18 protein-coding genes are annotated in these 16,384 nt (G+C 40.5%); 15 read left to right on the top strand and 3 right to left on the bottom strand.

What is annotated here, in order from left to right; translation table 11 throughout:
- Window positions 1–68: 68 nt before the first annotated feature.
- Window positions 69–1,220, top strand: coding sequence for an ATP-dependent RNA helicase RhlB (rhlB, locus tag FTT77_RS00450; protein WP_180003018.1), 1,152 nt, complete (start codon window positions 69–71; stop codon window positions 1,218–1,220).
- Window positions 1,221–1,318: 98 nt separating this feature from the next.
- Here the strand turns inward: rhlB and FTT77_RS00445 are convergent, their stop codons facing one another.
- Entirely contained in the window at window positions 1,319–1,708 is a 390-nt protein-coding gene (locus FTT77_RS00445; protein WP_078188876.1) for a hypothetical protein, read from the bottom strand.
- Window positions 1,709–1,920: 212 nt separating this feature from the next.
- Here FTT77_RS00445 and FTT77_RS00440 point away from each other — a divergent pair, with 212 nt between their 5' ends.
- The 14 genes from FTT77_RS00440 to FTT77_RS00375 all read left to right on the top strand — a co-directional run bounded on the left by FTT77_RS00440 (window position 1,921) and on the right by FTT77_RS00375 (window position 15,479).
- Entirely contained in the window at window positions 1,921–2,511 is a 591-nt protein-coding gene (locus tag FTT77_RS00440) for a nitroreductase family protein (protein ID WP_218954047.1), read from the top strand.
- Between the two features lie 60 nt (window positions 2,512–2,571).
- Window positions 2,572–3,645, top strand: a complete 1,074-nt coding sequence (locus FTT77_RS00435; RefSeq protein WP_180041318.1) for an NAD(P)H-dependent glycerol-3-phosphate dehydrogenase — start codon at window positions 2,572–2,574, stop codon at window positions 3,643–3,645.
- Between the two features lie 79 nt (window positions 3,646–3,724).
- Complete coding sequence (locus tag FTT77_RS00430) at window positions 3,725–4,180, top strand: histidine phosphatase family protein (protein WP_180059042.1); 456 nt, start codon at window positions 3,725–3,727, stop codon at window positions 4,178–4,180.
- Between the two features lie 27 nt (window positions 4,181–4,207).
- On the top strand, window positions 4,208–5,347 hold the full coding sequence (gene gspL, locus FTT77_RS00425; protein WP_180059043.1) for a type II secretion system protein GspL: 1,140 nt from the start codon (window positions 4,208–4,210) through the stop codon (window positions 5,345–5,347).
- Entirely contained in the window at window positions 5,347–5,826 is a 480-nt protein-coding gene (gene gspM, locus FTT77_RS00420; protein ID WP_078188869.1) for a type II secretion system protein GspM, read from the top strand. Before gspL ends, gspM begins: the two co-directional genes overlap by 1 nt.
- Window positions 5,827–5,916: 90 nt before the next feature.
- On the top strand, window positions 5,917–6,918 hold the full coding sequence (locus FTT77_RS00415) for a quinone-dependent dihydroorotate dehydrogenase (RefSeq protein ID WP_180003012.1): 1,002 nt from the start codon (window positions 5,917–5,919) through the stop codon (window positions 6,916–6,918).
- 5 nt (window positions 6,919–6,923) lie between these two features.
- Window positions 6,924–7,511 (top strand): CvpA family protein, encoded by a 588-nt coding sequence (locus FTT77_RS00410; protein WP_180059045.1) that lies wholly within the window; start codon window positions 6,924–6,926, stop codon window positions 7,509–7,511.
- Between the two features lie 24 nt (window positions 7,512–7,535).
- Entirely contained in the window at window positions 7,536–9,074 is a 1,539-nt protein-coding gene (gene purF, locus FTT77_RS00405; protein ID WP_078193623.1) for an amidophosphoribosyltransferase, read from the top strand.
- Between the two features lie 91 nt (window positions 9,075–9,165).
- A complete protein-coding gene (locus tag FTT77_RS00400) occupies window positions 9,166–11,055 on the top strand; it encodes a M48 family metalloprotease (RefSeq protein WP_180007308.1) in 1,890 nt (629 codons plus the stop codon).
- Between the two features lie 174 nt (window positions 11,056–11,229).
- The gene (locus tag FTT77_RS00395) at window positions 11,230–11,877 is read left to right on the top strand and encodes a hypothetical protein (protein ID WP_180108731.1); all 648 of its coding nucleotides are present in this window, start codon (window positions 11,230–11,232) and stop codon (window positions 11,875–11,877) included.
- A gap of 20 nt (window positions 11,878–11,897) precedes the next feature.
- A complete protein-coding gene (locus FTT77_RS00390; RefSeq protein WP_180010335.1) occupies window positions 11,898–12,869 on the top strand; it encodes a D-glycerate dehydrogenase in 972 nt (323 codons plus the stop codon).
- An 85-nt stretch (window positions 12,870–12,954) separates the two neighbouring features.
- Window positions 12,955–14,394, top strand: a complete 1,440-nt coding sequence (locus FTT77_RS00385; protein WP_180074025.1) for a M48 family metalloprotease — start codon at window positions 12,955–12,957, stop codon at window positions 14,392–14,394.
- Between the two features lie 121 nt (window positions 14,395–14,515).
- Window positions 14,516–14,875 (top strand): hypothetical protein, encoded by a 360-nt coding sequence (locus FTT77_RS00380; RefSeq protein WP_111885700.1) that lies wholly within the window; start codon window positions 14,516–14,518, stop codon window positions 14,873–14,875.
- Between the two features lie 46 nt (window positions 14,876–14,921).
- On the top strand, window positions 14,922–15,479 hold the full coding sequence (locus FTT77_RS00375) for a GNAT family N-acetyltransferase (protein WP_180108730.1): 558 nt from the start codon (window positions 14,922–14,924) through the stop codon (window positions 15,477–15,479).
- 112 nt (window positions 15,480–15,591) lie between these two features.
- Here FTT77_RS00375 and FTT77_RS00370 read toward each other — a convergent pair whose 3' ends face one another.
- Window positions 15,592–16,038 carry a GatB/YqeY domain-containing protein gene (locus FTT77_RS00370; RefSeq protein ID WP_078193617.1) on the bottom strand — a complete coding sequence of 149 codons (447 nt, stop codon included), beginning with the start codon at window positions 16,036–16,038 and terminating at the stop codon, window positions 15,592–15,594.
- Between the two features lie 39 nt (window positions 16,039–16,077).
- Window positions 16,078–16,293, bottom strand: coding sequence for a 30S ribosomal protein S21 (gene rpsU, locus FTT77_RS00365; protein WP_001136722.1), 216 nt, complete (start codon window positions 16,291–16,293; stop codon window positions 16,078–16,080).
- Window positions 16,294–16,384: the final 91 nt, after the last annotated feature.

The following is a 16,384-nucleotide window of genomic DNA, read 5'->3' as shown; positions in this document are numbered from 1 at the left end:
TAAATTGGGGCGTTTTTTGTTTATAATGCTTCAGCAATTTTGTGATTATTCAATTAGGGCACATCTATATGTCATCAGGTTTTGAAACCTTAAATTTACATCCGAACCTTAAAAAAGCCATTGATGCTTTAGGTTTTAAGGATATGACGCCTATTCAGCAAAAGGTTTTAAAATTTACATTGGCTGGACATGACGCTATTGGTCGTGCTCAAACTGGTACAGGGAAGACAGCTGCTTTCTTGGTCAGTGTGATCAATGACTTGTTGAATAATCCAATTAAGGAACAGCGTTATCGTGGTGAACCGCGTGCATTGATTCTTGCACCTACGCGCGAACTTGCTTTGCAAATTGAAAGTGATGCAAAAGAATTAGTGAAATACACTGATCTCAATGTCATGACTTTGCTCGGTGGGGTAGATTTTGATAAGCAAAAAAATCTATTAAATCGTAATTTTGTCGACATTATGGTTGCAACCCCAGGTCGCTTAATTGACTTTGTGGAACAAAAAGAAGTTTGGCTCGATCAAATTGAATTTTTAGTGATCGATGAAGCTGACCGTCTTTTAGATATGGGCTTTATTCCTTCAGTGAAACGTATCGTGCGCTTTTCACCACGTAAAGAACAACGACAAACTTTGATGTTCTCTGCAACATTTAGTTATGACGTTTTAAATTTGGCACAGCAATGGTTGTTTGAACCAGTAACTGTTGAAATTGAACCTGAGAAAAAAACCAATGCAGATGTAGAGCAACGTGTCTACATGGTGGCGAAGTCTGATAAATATAAATTATTGGAAGACATCTTACGTGATGAACCAATTGAAAAGGTCATGATCTTTGCCAACCGTCGTGATCAAGTGCGTAAACTTTATGATCACCTCAAAAAAGATGGTTATAAAGTGGTGATGTTGTCAGGTGAAATCGCTCAAGATAAACGTTTGAAAATGCTTGATCAGTTCAAAAATGGTCAACATAACATCATGATTGCAACAGACGTTGCGGGTCGTGGTATCCATGTCGATGGTGTTTCTCATGTAGTGAACTTCACACTTCCTGAACAGTCTGATGATTATGTACACCGTATCGGTCGTACAGGTCGTGCGGGTACTCGTGGTGTGAGTATTAGTTTCTTGTCTGAAGATGATGCTTTTTCACTGCCTGAAATTGAAAAAGCCATTGGTCAAAAATTACCTTTAACCCGTTTAGACGGTTATTGCTAATTTTGCTTCTAAATAGCCTGCAGATTTGCAGGCTTTTTTATTTCATGTCGACTATTTCATTTTGAGTTAATGACAAAACAAAATCACAGACTAACGTTTTAGTTTGCACGGCAACTAAAGGTTAGTACAGTTTGGTAATCATCATCCTTGCTGATGCTACCGCTATTTCCTGTAATGGTACCAAGTACGCCAGCTGCCGCCTGAATCATTTGACCTGTCTTTTCATCGACCACGCCTTTTAAAACTCCGTTGTATTCTTGCTTTTCATCTACCACGACAGGGGTCGCATTTTTACCACAGGTACTATTTGCAGCTGCAATTGCATTATTTTTTGCCGCTAAACTGGTTTTACCTACGGCAGTCACTTCATATTGATTATTTGGTTTTTGAATCGCTAAAGATTTTGTTGGCGTAGATGTACATGCAGCTAAAAGCACAGTTGCGCTTAGCGTGCTAACAATGGCAACAGTTTTGTTGAATTTTTTCATGCGGTGCCCCGAGTTAGAAACAATTTGATTTATTTGAACATAAAATTTCTTATAGAACAGGGAACTGCTGTACAAGTTATGCGGTTTTTTTATAGTAAATCTGTGAATAAAGCTGACTTAACAAATAAGCACCGAGTCTGATGTAAACATTCTAGAGTAAGTTATTGAGAATATGCTAATCTTGAGCAAACGTTTTAAAGTACAGTGTATAGATGTCAATTCTAAAATCAGCAGTTGATACAGTTCATCAAAATATTCATCAGCGTCAGTCGATTGGTCATTTAATTGAACCTGCGCCGAATGCTGAGCAATTGGAAAATGCGTTTCAAGCCGCTTTAACGGCGCCAGATCATCATCGTCTTAAGCCTACGCGTTTCGTGATTATTCCTGAAACTGAACGTGAAGCATTTGGTGAATTACTTTCACATGCCTTAGCTGATACTGGACAAACAGAAGAAGCGCAGTTGGAACGTGTGAAATACCATCCATTTCGTGCGCCACTATTGGTTTTGGCTTTAACTCAATTACAAGATCATCCCAAAGTTCCGCATTTCGAACAAATCTTAAGTTCAGGCGCAGCAGTACAAAACTTTTTGCTCTCTTTACAAGTACAGGGCTTTTCAACCATGTGGCGTAGTGGGGCGGTGGTTGAATCTAAATTGTTTAAACAAGCCTTAGGCTTAACGGAAAATGATTTGATTTCAGGCATTATTTATATCGGTACAGCAGTGAAAGCAATTCCACCGCGTGCTGAAATACAGTCTGCTGACTTTGTAAGCCATTGGCATAAAGCAAACCAATAAAAGTGAAAAATAGTTCGATTGAACAAGATCGATCAGTAAAGAAATTAGGATAAAAGAACAATGTCAGAACTTGATTTTGCAAGTCTTGTTAGCCCTGTGTCAGTTGACCAAAAAACTGCACTGCGTGTTACGGTATTGGGTGGCGGGAGTTTTGGTACTGCGATGGCCAATACCGCAGTACGTAATGGCTGTGACACCATGATATGGATTCGTGATGAGGCGGCGGCTGCGGATATCAATGCAACACATATCAATAAACGTTACTTGCCAGATTTTCAATTAGAAGCTGGGTTGCTCGCTGTTTCAGATTTAGAAAAAGCAGTATGTAATCGTGACATTATTTTAGTGGCTATTCCGAGCCATTCTTTCCGTAGTGTTTTACAGCAGATCAAACCTTTTATCACGTCACAAGCAGTGGTGTCTTTGACCAAAGGTATTGAAGCCAATACCTTTAGTTTTATGAGCGATATTATTCGTGAAGAACTTCCTGAAGTCCCTTATGGTGTGCTTTCAGGGCCAAACTTGGCGAAGGAAATTGTTGCGGGACAACCTGCGGGGACTGTGATTGCAAGCCAATCTGAACTGGTTCGTTATGCAGTTCAACAAGCGCTACACAGTGCTTTGTTCCGTGTGTTTGCAAGTGATGATGTGCATGGTGTGGAATTGGGCGGTGCACTGAAAAATATCTATGCAGTCGCGATGGGTTTAGCTGCAGCTTATGGTGTCGGTGAAAATACCAAGAGTATGATTTTGACACGTGCTTTGGCAGAAATGAGCCGCTTTGCAGTGAAATTAGGCGCAAACCCATTAACATTCCTAGGTTTATCTGGTGTCGGTGATTTATTTGCAACTTGTAGTAGTCCGCTCAGTCGTAATTACCAAGTCGGTTTTGCACTCGGCAGTGGTAAAAGCTTAGAACAAGCGACCAAAGAACTAGGACAAACTGCGGAAGGGATTAATACTATTGTGCAAGTACGCGCACGCTCTGAGGAGTTGGGTGTATATATGCCAATTACCAGTGCATTGTATGAAGTGATTTTTGAAGGTGCGCCGGCCCTGAACATTGCTTTGTCATTGATGAAAAATGGACATCGCAGTGACGTTGAATTTGTCTTGCCACATCAGCAAGTTTAAGTTTGCTGATTAATATGCAATACACATAGCTTTGTCATACTGGCTGTATATAATGTGCGGAATAGAATAAGGAAATTTTATGCAACTGACATTGGTTAGGCATGGCGAAGCTGCTCCACCTGTAATGGGGAATGATGAAAAGCGTCCTTTAACAGCGCGTGGACAAACTCAAGCGGAAGAAACTGCAGCATATTTGAAAGATTTAATTCAACCAGACGTTTTTGTGGTGAGTCCGTTACTGCGTGCGCAGCAAACACTTTCATTTTTGCAAAAACATTTTCCACATGTACCTGTGGTTATTTGTAATGCCATCAAACCGGAAGATGATGCCAAAGTTGCAGTGGAATGGTTGTCACATTTACCGTATGAGTCTATTGTGGTGGTGTGCCATATGAACGTTGTGGCACATATGGCCAGTGTTTTGGTCTCAGAATATTTTAATCCCTATGCTTTGGCAGAAGCGCGCATTTATGAACAAGCGGTCATTGCTCCAGGGTTATCAACTCAAATTAAAACGTTTATACCATCAACATAAAAACCAATTAAAACGGCAGAAAAATTAATGTTGTATTTATGGATGCCCGAAGCCAATGGGGTTTGGCAATGGTCAGAAGGGGATTTCTGGAAGCAGTCATCGACACTTGAACAGTTGATTCAGGAAATTCAGCCACATGCGGGAAAGGAAGCGGTTGTTTTCTTTCCGAGTCGTGATGTACAAATCATTCAGCAAAATTTTCCAAAAAACCAATATAAAAAACTTGGCCCAGACGGCGTAAAATATTTACTTGAGGAATATGTCATTTTGCCTTTGGATGCAATGAAAGTATTGCATCATTTTCAAAGTCCAGATGAATTAACGGTCATGGGGATTGCACATAGTGCAGTCGAAACGATGCAGCATGCTTTGACGCTAATTCCTGTAAAAGTTATTTCATTATTACCAGACTTTTTGGTCTTACCAAGTCCAGAATCAGGGCAACATGTTTTGGCAAATGTCAGCGGTCATTTATTGGTCCGAAATAATGAATATGTCGGTCAGTCTGTTGATGATTTGGCATTGTATTTAGATTATCAAATTGGTCAGCCGAACTATAAGATTTCAAATCTAAGTTCAGATCAGACGCATAGTCTTGAAGCCGCTGTAACGCATGATTACATTGAATCTTTTCATTATGAACTACCCAATATAAAAAAACCGAAACAACATCCACTGAATGTTTTGCCGAAAGCCAAAGCCAATACGGGTGTGAGTGGTTATTGGAAAGCATGTGCAGCAGTTTTGGTTGCGGCTTTAATTACACAGTTTAGCTATGATGCAGTTCGTTGGTATCAATACAAAAAAGTGGCAAATATCACTGCGTCACAAGCGATTGATCAGTTTAAATATTGGTTTGGTCAAAGCTATCCTGTGACTGAACAAACGCTGAAAAGCCAGTTCGAATCACAATTGCGTCAGAGTCAAACAGGCAATGCGCAGGCTTTGTCTTTACTGAGCCGTGTCGGGCCAGTTTTAATGCAAAACCAAATTTCTGCAAATCGTGTCAGCTATGAAGCCTCGATGTTGAATATGGAGCTAAAAGCCAATTCGGCAGAAGTACTACAAACCCTAACCAATCAATTAAAACAACAAGGTTTTAAGGTTGAATTAGGGAATATTCAACCAAGTGCCAACGGCGCGATTGGATTGGTGAAAATACAATAATGACAAAAATGGAAAACTTACAGCAACGAATAGATGGGCAAATTGAGCGCATCACTGATTATTTAGACCAACTTTCTACTCGTGAACGAGTCATGGTGATCTTTACCACGATTTTTGTTGTAGTGGCAGCGATTGGTTCGGCACTGTTTTATATGAACAAAGCTGCAAATTTTCAACAAAAGCGCGTGAATGAACTCAAAGATACTGTTGTTTGGATGCAAAGTAATGCCGTCACGATGAAACCAGCAGGTGATACACAACTGAGCGCGTTGGAAAAAGTTCAGCGTGTATCGCAACAACAGGGCTTGTCAGTAGCATCGCAACAAGTCGGTGAGCAAATACAGATTGCAGTGATGCATGAAAATTATGCAATTCTGGCCAATTTTTTGACGCAATTGGTTCAAATGGGCTTAAGTATTGAAAAGATGGAATTAAGTTCTGAAGCGGGACAGGTCAAATTAACAGCGAGTGTGCAATAATCGGTAAAAATAAAGATCTGCTAAGCATGGTGTTTTATTTGTGCTGTGCCTATAATATGCCGACTTAAAAAGCAGTAGACTTTTATAGATATGTTGTATTCTCTAGCCCGCCCTTTGTTGTTTACTTTAGCACCAGAGCGTGCACATGAGCTGACATTATCGCTGTTGAAATCTTCTCACAAGATGGGAATGATGCGTCAAAACGTGGCGTCTAAACCAGTGACATGTATGGGAATCGAATTTCCTAATCCAGTTGGTTTAGCAGCCGGTCTTGATAAAAACGGTGCTTATATCGATGCGCTGGCGAGCCAGGGCTTCGGCTTTATTGAAATTGGTACAATTACCCCACTTCCACAATCAGGTAACCCTGAACCTCGTTTATTTCGTTTACCGAAAGCAAAAGCCATTATTAACCGTATGGGTTTTAACAACGATGGCGTGGATCAGCTGATCGAAAATGTCAAAGCTGCAAAATTTAAGGGTGTACTTGGGATCAATATCGGTAAAAATGCAGTTACACCTGTTGAAAAAGCAGTTGATGATTATCTGATTTGTCTAGAAAAAGTTTATAACTACGCTTCTTATATTACGGTTAATATTTCATCTCCTAACACTAAAAATCTTCGCAGCTTACAAAGCGGTGATGCTTTGACTGAACTGTTAGAGACACTCAAGAAACGTCAACTCGAGTTGGCGGATGAAAATCAACATTATGTACCCTTAGTACTTAAAGTTGCACCAGATCTAGAACCAGAAGACATTAATTTTATTGCCCAACAATTGTTAAAATTTAAAATTGATGGTCTGATTGTTACCAATACGACTTTGTCACGTGAAGGTGTTGAAGGCCTTCCATATGGTGATGAAGCAGGTGGTCTATCCGGTGCGCCAGTCTTTGAAAAAAGTACGGCATGTTTGGCGGCTTTTGCTAAAGTATTAAACGGTCAAATTCCATTGATCGGTGTAGGTGGTATTTTGTCGGGCGCGGATGCTGTTGCGAAACAAAAAGCAGGAGCTAGCCTTGTACAAGTGTATAGTGGCCTCATATATACAGGTCCGACACTTGTAAAAGACTGCGTAGACGCATTGTAAATATCATGAATACCATTGATATCTTTATACTGATTATTTTGCTCATTGGAGGGCTTAACGGTTTGCGTCAAGGATTTGTAAAAGCCTTTGCGAACTTCATTGGATGGATTCTTGCACTTGTCATTGCGGCAAAGTATGCAACCGTCCTTGCACCTTCGATGACATCTTTAAGTACAGATCCAGTGGTACAGAAGATTGCCGCGTTCGCATTTATTGTATTGTTGATTGTAGTCATGACTTGGGTCGCGACATGGTTATTGAACAGTATTTTGAAAACATTAAAGCTCGGTCCGTTAAATCGACTGGCAGGTGGTGTTTTTGGAAGCTTAAAAGGATTGTTGGTGGTGCTGATCACTATGCAGGGGCTAGGTCCTTGGGTAGAAAGTTCACCACATTGGAAACAATCTAAAATGGTTCAGTCATTATTGCCATATGCGCCTTGGGCAACCGAATTGTCCAAAGATGCTGCAAATCAAGCACTTCATCATATTCAGTCTGAAGATGCTCAGAAATCTTCAGACCTCCCATCTGAGTCGCAGAACAGGCACGGACGTTCTGGATCGGATGAGTCAACAAATAATCCTTTTTATTAACCCTAGCTTGTCTGCGAGGTTGCTATGTGTGGAGTAGTTGGTATAGCTGGTAAATCACCTGTTAACCAAATGTTGTTTGATGCGTTAACGATGTTACAACATCGTGGACAGGATGCAGCCGGGATCGTAACTTGTCAGGATGGTCGTTTATTCCTGCGTAAAGATACGGGTATGGTACGTGATGTGTTCCACACACGTCATATGCGTGCATTACAGGGTAATTATGGTATTGGCCATGTTCGTTACCCAACTGCGGGTTCTTCTAGCAGTGCTGAAGCTCAGCCATTCTATGTAAACTCACCTTATGGCATTACGCTTGCACATAACGGTAACTTAACCAATGCTGCTGAAATTCATGATGACTTGTTCAAGACTGACTTACGTCATATGAACACCGATTCAGACTCAGAAGTATTATTAAACGTATTTGCTCACGAATTGCAAAAACGCGCAAAACTTACACCAAGCGCTGAAGATGTATTCCACGTGGTTTCACGTGTGCATGAACGTTGCAAAGGTGGTTATGCGGTTGTTGCTATGATCACCGGTCAGGGCCTTGTTGGTTTCCGTGATCCAAATGGTATTCGCCCATTGATCTACGGTTCGCGTGAGACTGAAAATGGTATGGAATATATCATTGCGTCTGAATCTGTCGCAATTACAGCGCTCGGCTTTAAGGTTGAGCGTGATATTGCACCGGGTGAAGCAATTTATATTACTGCTGATGGCGTGATGTCGACCAAGCAGTGTGCAGTAGCCCCTGAATATCGTCCTTGTATCTTTGAATACGTATATTTTGCGCGTCCAGATGCAACCATTGACGGTATTTCAGTTTACAAAGCACGTTTGAAAATGGGCGAAAAACTTGCTCAGAAAATTCTACGTGAATGGGGCGATGAGCACGATATCGATGTCGTGATCCCAATTCCTGATACTTCACGTACTTCGGCGCTAGAACTTGCAAATACCTTAGGTGTGAAATTCCGTGAAGGCTTCATGAAGAACCGTTATATCGGTCGTACCTTCATTATGCCGGGTCAGCAACTTCGTAAGAAATCTGTGCGTCAAAAGCTTAACCCTGTAGAGCTAGAGTTCCAAGGCAAAAACGTACTTTTGGTCGATGACTCGATTGTACGTGGTACGACTTGTAATGAAATCATTCAAATGGCGCGTGATGCGGGTGCGAAAAAAGTATTCTTTGCATCTGCTGCACCGATGGTGAAATATCCAAACGTGTATGGTATCGATATGCCTGCCAAATCTGAACTGATTGCGTCTGAACGTAGCGTTGAAGAAATTCGTGAAATTATTGGTGCTGATCGCCTAATTTTCCAAGACTTGGAAGATCTAAAATCTGCTGTTCGCACCAAGAAAGTCCCTGAGTTACAAGACTTTGATTGCTCGGTATTTGATGGTAAATATGTGGCAGGTGGTATTGATGCTGAATATTTGGCAGCATTAGAGCGTAAGCGTAATGACTCTGCAAAAAATGAAAAGCCAGCTTATATCGATGTTAACATTGATGCAGCTTCTGTGGATTTAACAGGTGTTCGCGAAGAATAATCTGCTGAAAACACACTGAAAAAGCGGGAATTTCCCGCTTTTTTCATTTATGATGAGCAAACAAAAGACAATGTAGCTTAAGGGTATTACATTGAGACGTGTGGGTTATGATTTTATAAAAAACAAAAATATGTTTTGGCCTGTCACCATGTGTATGGCGGCAGTGTTTTTGACCGTCGCAATTATTAATGTAATTGTCGGTTTAATTGTGGATTATTATGATTCCACTCAGTCTATCTATTGGCATGTCCTTAGCCCATTTTTAGTGGCGGCTGTGCTGCTGATTATGTTGGTTTCAGTTCTCTATGATTTTTACACCTTTCGCTTAGGTGGTTATTCACTTGCCAAACAGTTAGGTGCGCGTCGTCTGAGTCTGATAGAAAGTATTCCAGAAGAAAGTGTTGCACTGCGTATGACTGAGCAGCTGGCAGATACCTTTCTAATCGATACTCCCGCACTTTATGTCCTACCTGATGAAGTGGGCGTGAATGCGCTCACCGCTGGTTTTAGCCCTCGAGATACATCGATCATTTTAACTTGGGGTGCCTTACAAACCTTAGATGAGATGGAAATGTATGGTTTGCTGAGCCATGAATTTAATAAAATCTTGTCGGGCGAAGCTGCAGAAAATACCCGTTTGAAAATCTTATATAGCGGGTTGACGACCTTTAGTCAGTGGGGCAGTAAAATTGCAAAACGTGGCTTCTATAAAAATGGACAAGCACGGGACAATAAGTTTGAAACCCTCTTTGTAGCGATTGGCGCGGTCATTTGGTTGATCGGAAGCTTAGGTGTTTTGATTTCCCGCTTTATTAAATATATCTCTTTGGGTTCTCGAACCTATCGTAATGACCAGAAAACCAAACGTCTGATTCAAAATGATGCTAATATTCAAACCTTATTAAGGATTTATGTGCATCATTCAGGTTCGCAAATTCATAGTGAATATGCGGAATCGATTTCTCATATGTGTTTTGCAAACTCACTCAGTCCGCAAAACTGGATGAATATTCACCCAAGTATTGAACAGCGTATTTTTGAATTAAATCCGGCGCTCATTCATGACCTGCAACTAGAAAATTTAAAAAAACTGCGAAACCAGCCGCTATTTTATTTATTCCGTTCACTAGAAGAAGCTAGTCCAGATGTTGCAACACCATGGAACTCGCCACAACCATTACCTTTACTGCGCTTGTCACCGATTAGTTTTGCGATACGAGATGCAATTAAACCGTTGAACCCTGAGATTCGTGAAAATTGGCAGCGGCCTGAATTGATCCAACGTGCCTTGCAAACAGCAACGGGTTCGCGTGAGGTGATGGTTGCTATTTTAATGATTCGTCAGTATCGAGAGTTTATTCCGACTGAAGCTGAAGTGAGTCGTGCGATTGTAGATGCATTATTGAATCTTGATGGTCGTGTGCATATCTCCATTTTTCATGAGGCATGTAAAAATATTGGCACTATGCCTGCAACAATTTCACGGCAGTTCTTAACCAAGCTTGCCAAGATTATTCAAGAAGATGGTGAAATTGGATTACTCGACGCCTTACTACTTGAAACAGTGAAATATGAGTTGAATCTGTTGCCTGCACATACACCTACGTCTTTAGAAGATGTAAAACCGAGTATTGTGCGTTTGATTGATGCCTTGTTGCATGTGCAACAAATTAACAGTGACAACCAACTCGAAGTGCGTGAAAAAATCCTCAATCGAATCTTAACGAAAGAAGAACTTGAGTTCTATCGCGATATATCTGATGAGCCAATTGATTTGGCTGAAATCCTAAATGATATTTCTGGGCTGCTGCTGCGTGAGCGGTTAAGCATTCTTGGGGTTGCTGAAATATGTTTATGGAATGATCGAATTATCACGCAAGATGAGTTGGATGTTTTGCAACTATTATATTGGCGTATTGGATTTGAATCAGCTGAGATAGTTGAACTAATGCAAAAGAAAAATAGTTTGATGATCGTATAATTATTTATAGCGGCTTGATTTATGAATAAATTGTTTAATTTTAAGTCAAAATTAGTCTGAGCAATTCTAAAGAATCTTTAAAGAAATAGTATGATCTAATTGATTTATAAAAGTTCAGCAAAACAGAGTGAATCCCGTTAGAATATCAAGCCTTGAATAGGTGAAAATGAAAGCATGATTGGGCATCAGCGAAGCATAATGGCGGCAATGGGAATTGATGTATGGATTCCTCAGGCGGCACCGTGTCAGCAATTTAGCTCAAATATCTGGCGAGATCAGGCGGCTCCTGAAATAGTCTCTGAAATTCTACTCAAAAATGAGCCTCAGCCAACGCCTGTTTCATCACAGACTGAGCTTAAAAACAACGTTGATGTTGTTGTAAATCAACCTGTAGAAGCACCTAAGGATGAACCAAAGGTTTTTGAACATGTTGAAGTTCGTCCGATTGTTCAAATCCCTTCGTTTAACTTAGAAGCCATCTGTTTAATGCACTGTGTCATTGTCATTGATGCCACCGAATTAACTGCAGAGCAGCAAGTTTTGTGGAGCAATATTCAGCGCGCAGTCAGTGCCGATTTCTTTGCTTTACAGTGGCCATTTGGTTGGGTGAATTTGGAAGATGGTCGTGGTGCAGCATCTTATGTGCAGGGCTTTATTGATGCGATGAGCTTGGATAAAAATGTTATTTGCTTAGGCGATATTCCGCATTTAGAGCATGCGAAGGTGTATCCATTGGCATCTTTACAGCAAATGATTGAACAGCCTTTATTGAAAAAACGCTTATGGCAATTTATGCAAAATAAGGCAGGACAAAATACTTAAATTACGTAAATGGAAAATTTATGCAAAAAAAAGTAGTGGTTTTTAGTCAAATAGATCAAGAAATAATTCAACGTTTAGAACAGCAATTTAAAGTTTTCCAAATTAGCCCTAAATTGGGTGATGTGAATCAGCAAATTCTTGAGCATTCAAAAGATGCTGACGCCATGATCGGTGCGGGACGTTTGTTGAATGCTTCGAATTTAGAGCATGCATCACAATTAAAAGTCATCTCAAGTGTAAGTGTCGGTTATGATAACTATGATCTTACATTTTTAAACCAAAAAAATATATGGTTGAGCCATACTCCGCATGTATTGACGGAAACTACAGCAGATTTAGCCTTTACCTTGCTGATGAGTGCAGCACGGAAAGTGCCTGTATTGGATCAATGGACCAAACAAGGGCAGTGGAAGCGTACAGTGGGCCCTGAGCAATTTGGCATGGATGTCTTTGCTAAAACCATCGGAATTATTGGCTTAGGACATATTGGAGCAGCGATTGGGCGTCGTGCTCGCTACGGCTTTAATATGAATGTGCTCTATCATAATCGCCGGGAAAAAATTGAATTGGCTGAATCTTTATCAGCGCAATATTGCGATTTGGATGATTTGTTGCAACGTGCTGACTTTGTGGTCGTTGCAGTGGATTTAAATGCAGAATCGAAAGCTTTAATTGGTGAGCGTGAGTTGGCCTTGATGCAATCACATGCGGTATTGGTCAATATTTCACGGGGTTCAGTGATTGATGAAGCCGCATTAATCGATGCATTAAGTCGTGGTCAAATATTTGCAGCAGGCTTAGATGTGTATGAGCAAGAGCCACTTCAAGAATCCCCTTTATTTACATTAGCCAATGTCGTGACATTGCCCCATGTGGGTTCAGCAACAGCGGCAACCCGTAAACGTATGGCAGAGTTGGCTTATCAAAATTTAGTGGATGTTTTGGTACATGAGCGCGCGCCGCGCTATGTGGTCAATCCAAAATTTGAATAAACAATCACAACAGTTTTCTCCATAATTCACCAAAATTCAATGCTATATTCGATGAAGTACGAATATGAAATTTAGAGAATAGACTTTGAAAAAGATTTTACTGGCATGTGGTCTCGGGCTTTGTTCGACATTGGCGCAGACGCAGTCCGTAGATTTTAGTTCATCCCCACAATTTTCTGTGCCTGAAATAGGTAGTGGCGTCGGCTTGTTGGATCAACAAAAAGAGCGTGCCATTGGCGAGAAGGTGTATCGTGAGGTGCATCGTCAACTTCCTGTGACTGAAAATCCGTGGATGGAAGATCGTCTTTTATCTGTCTTTACGCATATTTTGAGCCAAACCCAACTCAACCAACCGGTCGGTTTGTTATTAATTAATGATCCACAAATTAACGCTTTTGCTGTGCCGGGAGGTTTATTTGCATTAAATGCTGGATTAATTAATTCAGCTCGCAACATGGATGAAGTGGCAGGGGTGATGGCGCATGAAATTGCACATGTCTCACAACGTCATTACAGTCGTTCACAAGAAGCTTTTAAAGGGCAAGGTTTATTGTCACTAGCCGGTATTTTGGTCGGAGCCTTGGTGGCCTCACAGGCAGATGGTGATGTCGGTGCGGCTGTAATGATGGGTTCACAAGCCGCTTTGATGGATAAACAGCTAACCTATAGCCGCAATCAAGAACGTGAAGCAGACCGCATCGGGATGCAGTATATGTACCGTGCAGGATACAATCCGCAAAGCATGGCTGACTTTTTTGAAGTGATGCATCGCTCTACGAGTCGAGTGAGCTTTCTGCCTGATTTTTGGTTGACACATCCTTTAACCACGGAACGTATGAGCGAGGCGCGCTTACGTGCCAATCAGTTGCCTCAAGTTAAAACTAGTTTGGTTGATCAAGATTTTGAAATTCTGCGCTGGTATAGTCGAGTACTCTCAGGTCAGGCAACTGAATTGCAATTAAATACAATGGTGGCACAAAAGAATTATGCAGCTGAGTTGGCTTTGGTGAGCTTGCATATTAAACAAGGTGACTTTAGTGCTGCTCAAAAGTTATTAAATGAAGCAGCAAAACAAAATGCATCGCATGCACTTTTTACTATTTTGCAGACCGATGTGCTGTTGGGCCAAAATAAAGCAGCCGATGCCGTGAACGCTGTGAAAAGTTCGGCAATCATCATGCCTGAAAATCGTGCATTAAATTATAAATATGCAGAGGCTTTGATTCGAAACAAAGAATATGCGCAAGCACAACTGATTCTACAGCGATTTTTACAAGCGAACCCACGTGACTTGAGTGGTTGGCGACTGATGTTGCAAATGGCTGATGCAGACAAAGACGCAAGCTTCCGTTCTATTAATGTGCTGCGCTATCGAGCTGAAGTAGAGTATTGGGGCGGGGATGAAGAACGTGCGATTAAATCTTTGCTACAGGCGCAGCGCATCACCAAAGACTCGAAAAGTCTTTCTGCAAAAATCAAGCAGCGTGTAGACGAAATGCAAAATGAACGGAAATTAAAAATATAAAGATTTCAACTGTGATGCACTTATCTATGTCGATTATAAAGTGCAAATTGTAGTTTTAGTGGCTTAGATTAATCAGTGTAAACTAGCTGGATGTAAAAAGTTTATGATTAAGAACTTACAAATGAAAAATATGATTTTGGCGGCCTGTCTGTTGGGCTTAGCAACGAATATTGCAGCAGCTAGCGCAGAACAATATGTGATTGCTGTGAATGATATTAACGAAAAATATAAAACTGATGTACGCCAATTTTTTAGTCAGTTAGACCCGCAGCAACAGGGATTTAAAGCAGACCAGCAAGTGAAATACTGCGGTATTGTTCAGACTTATGTGAATGATCTTTATCGTGCTGCAGACGAAAATCGTGCATTTTTAGATCGTGAGTACCGTAATATGAATAAGCAGGATGTGATTCAGCAGGTGATCGCATCAAAAGAGATGCAATTATTAAAAAAATATAATGTGCAGTGTGCCCTAAATTAAAATTGGTTTTACAAACATTTTAAATCATTGCGAGAAACTGAAAAAAATGAAACTCGATGATTTTGATATAAGTCATGGCAGAATCACGCTTCAGTTGATTCAGCGTCACGATGCAAAAGCACTTTATGAAGCGATCTGTCAAAGTATAGAGACCTTACGAATGTTTCCTGCAAGTTTGGCTTGGTCCTTACAAGAACCTAATTTAGATGCTTCATTGGCATTTTGTGATTCGAGAGTGTTGGCTGCGTTAAATCAGGAAAATTTTGTTTATGTGATTCGTGAGCAACAGTCGCATAACTTTCTAGGTGTCATGGATATTCATCAAATCAATTGGATGGAAAACCAAGCTAACGTTGGGTTTTGGGGAAATGTTGAATTTAAAGGGCAGGGTTTGATGACAGAAGCTTTGCAGTTATTTATGGATCAATTATTGAATGATCTAGGATTTCAGCAATTAAACGCTTTTGTAGATGTAGAAAACAAGCAAGCACGACGTCTATGTGAACGAGCAAATTTTAAATTGATTGAAATCGATGAAGCGGCAATTCAAAATCCAGTAGATGGAAGTTGGCGAGATATTTGTAAGTATGAAATCGTTAGATGATAAAGAAAAAATAAATGATGTGTGGATTTGAATTTTTTTGAATTTGGATAATTTGGCTATTTAAGTCATCAGCGTACTTAAATAGACCAAATCAAACAATATAGATGAAAGATTAAGAGAGTTTCGCTTTAATTTTAGCTGAAACTTGTGCAGGATCGGCACGTCCGGCTATGAGCGGACGTAGAGAGTTCATCACCTTACCCATATCTTTCATGCTAGTAGCTTCTTGCGCAGTAATTGTTTGCGCAATGATGGAATCAAGTTCTTCCTCAGTCATAGCTTCTGGTAGAAATTGAGATAACACCTCAATCTCGGCTTGTTCCTTACTAGCTAAATCATCTCGATTTGCACCTAAAAAGGCTTTAACCGATTCTTTGCGTTGTTTGATTTGCTTTTCAATGACCGCAAGAACTTGCTTATCGTCAAGCTCTATGCGCTCATCGACTTCGATTTGCTTGATTGCTGCCTGTAGACTACGTATTACCGTTAACTTGTCCATTTCTTTAGCACGCATAGCGGCTTTTAAAACTTCAGTTATTTGGTTTTTTAAAGTAGTCATTTATCTTGTCCAGGTTAGTCAATCAATCACAAATTAATCTTAGTAAAGGCGAGTAGTACGTACTGATTCGCGAGCCAATTTCTTTTGGTAGCGTTTAACAGCAGCAGCTTTTTTACGTTTACGTTCTTGAGTTGGTTTTTCGTAGAATTCACGTTTACGAACGTCAGCAAGAACACCCGCTTTTTCGCATGAACGTTTGAAACGACGGATAGCTACGTCTACTGGTTCGCCTTCTTTCAATTTAACTTGTGGCATGAAGAATCCTCATTAAGTTATGGATAAGATCTCGGGTCGAATTACCCTTGATCACAAGTGAAGGTCAGTATTTTACTCATTTACATCTCAT

The organism is Acinetobacter sp. YH01010 (assembly GCF_013420775.1).
In the GTDB taxonomy this organism is placed as follows: Bacteria; Pseudomonadota; Gammaproteobacteria; order Pseudomonadales; family Moraxellaceae; genus Acinetobacter; species Acinetobacter amyesii.
This window is presented reverse-complemented; position numbering and strand designations above follow the sequence as displayed.

Excerpts from the sequence above, each read along its gene's own strand:
- FTT77_RS00375 (WP_180108730.1), top strand. The coding sequence starts at position 14,922 with ATGAAACTCGATGATTTTGATATAAGTCATGGCAGAATCACGCTTCAG.
- FTT77_RS00390 (WP_180010335.1), top strand. The coding sequence starts at position 11,898 with ATGCAAAAAAAAGTAGTGGTTTTTAGTCAAATAGATCAAGAAATAATT.
- FTT77_RS00435 (WP_180041318.1), top strand. The coding sequence starts at position 2,572 with ATGTCAGAACTTGATTTTGCAAGTCTTGTTAGCCCTGTGTCAGTTGAC.
- gspL (WP_180059043.1), top strand. The coding sequence starts at position 4,208 with ATGTTGTATTTATGGATGCCCGAAGCCAATGGGGTTTGGCAATGGTCA.
- FTT77_RS00415 (WP_180003012.1), top strand. The coding sequence starts at position 5,917 with ATGTTGTATTCTCTAGCCCGCCCTTTGTTGTTTACTTTAGCACCAGAG.
- gspM (WP_078188869.1), top strand. The coding sequence starts at position 5,347 with ATGACAAAAATGGAAAACTTACAGCAACGAATAGATGGGCAAATTGAG.
- FTT77_RS00395 (WP_180108731.1), top strand. The coding sequence starts at position 11,230 with ATGATTGGGCATCAGCGAAGCATAATGGCGGCAATGGGAATTGATGTA.
- rhlB (WP_180003018.1), top strand. The coding sequence starts at position 69 with ATGTCATCAGGTTTTGAAACCTTAAATTTACATCCGAACCTTAAAAAA.
- FTT77_RS00445 (WP_078188876.1), bottom strand. The coding sequence starts at position 1,708 with ATGAAAAAATTCAACAAAACTGTTGCCATTGTTAGCACGCTAAGCGCA.
- FTT77_RS00430 (WP_180059042.1), top strand. The coding sequence starts at position 3,725 with ATGCAACTGACATTGGTTAGGCATGGCGAAGCTGCTCCACCTGTAATG.
- FTT77_RS00380 (WP_111885700.1), top strand. The coding sequence starts at position 14,516 with ATGAAAAATATGATTTTGGCGGCCTGTCTGTTGGGCTTAGCAACGAAT.
- rpsU (WP_001136722.1), bottom strand. The coding sequence starts at position 16,293 with ATGCCACAAGTTAAATTGAAAGAAGGCGAACCAGTAGACGTAGCTATC.
- FTT77_RS00370 (WP_078193617.1), bottom strand. The coding sequence starts at position 16,038 with ATGACTACTTTAAAAAACCAAATAACTGAAGTTTTAAAAGCCGCTATG.
- purF (WP_078193623.1), top strand. The coding sequence starts at position 7,536 with ATGTGTGGAGTAGTTGGTATAGCTGGTAAATCACCTGTTAACCAAATG.
- FTT77_RS00440 (WP_218954047.1), top strand. The coding sequence starts at position 1,921 with ATGTCAATTCTAAAATCAGCAGTTGATACAGTTCATCAAAATATTCAT.
- FTT77_RS00410 (WP_180059045.1), top strand. The coding sequence starts at position 6,924 with ATGAATACCATTGATATCTTTATACTGATTATTTTGCTCATTGGAGGG.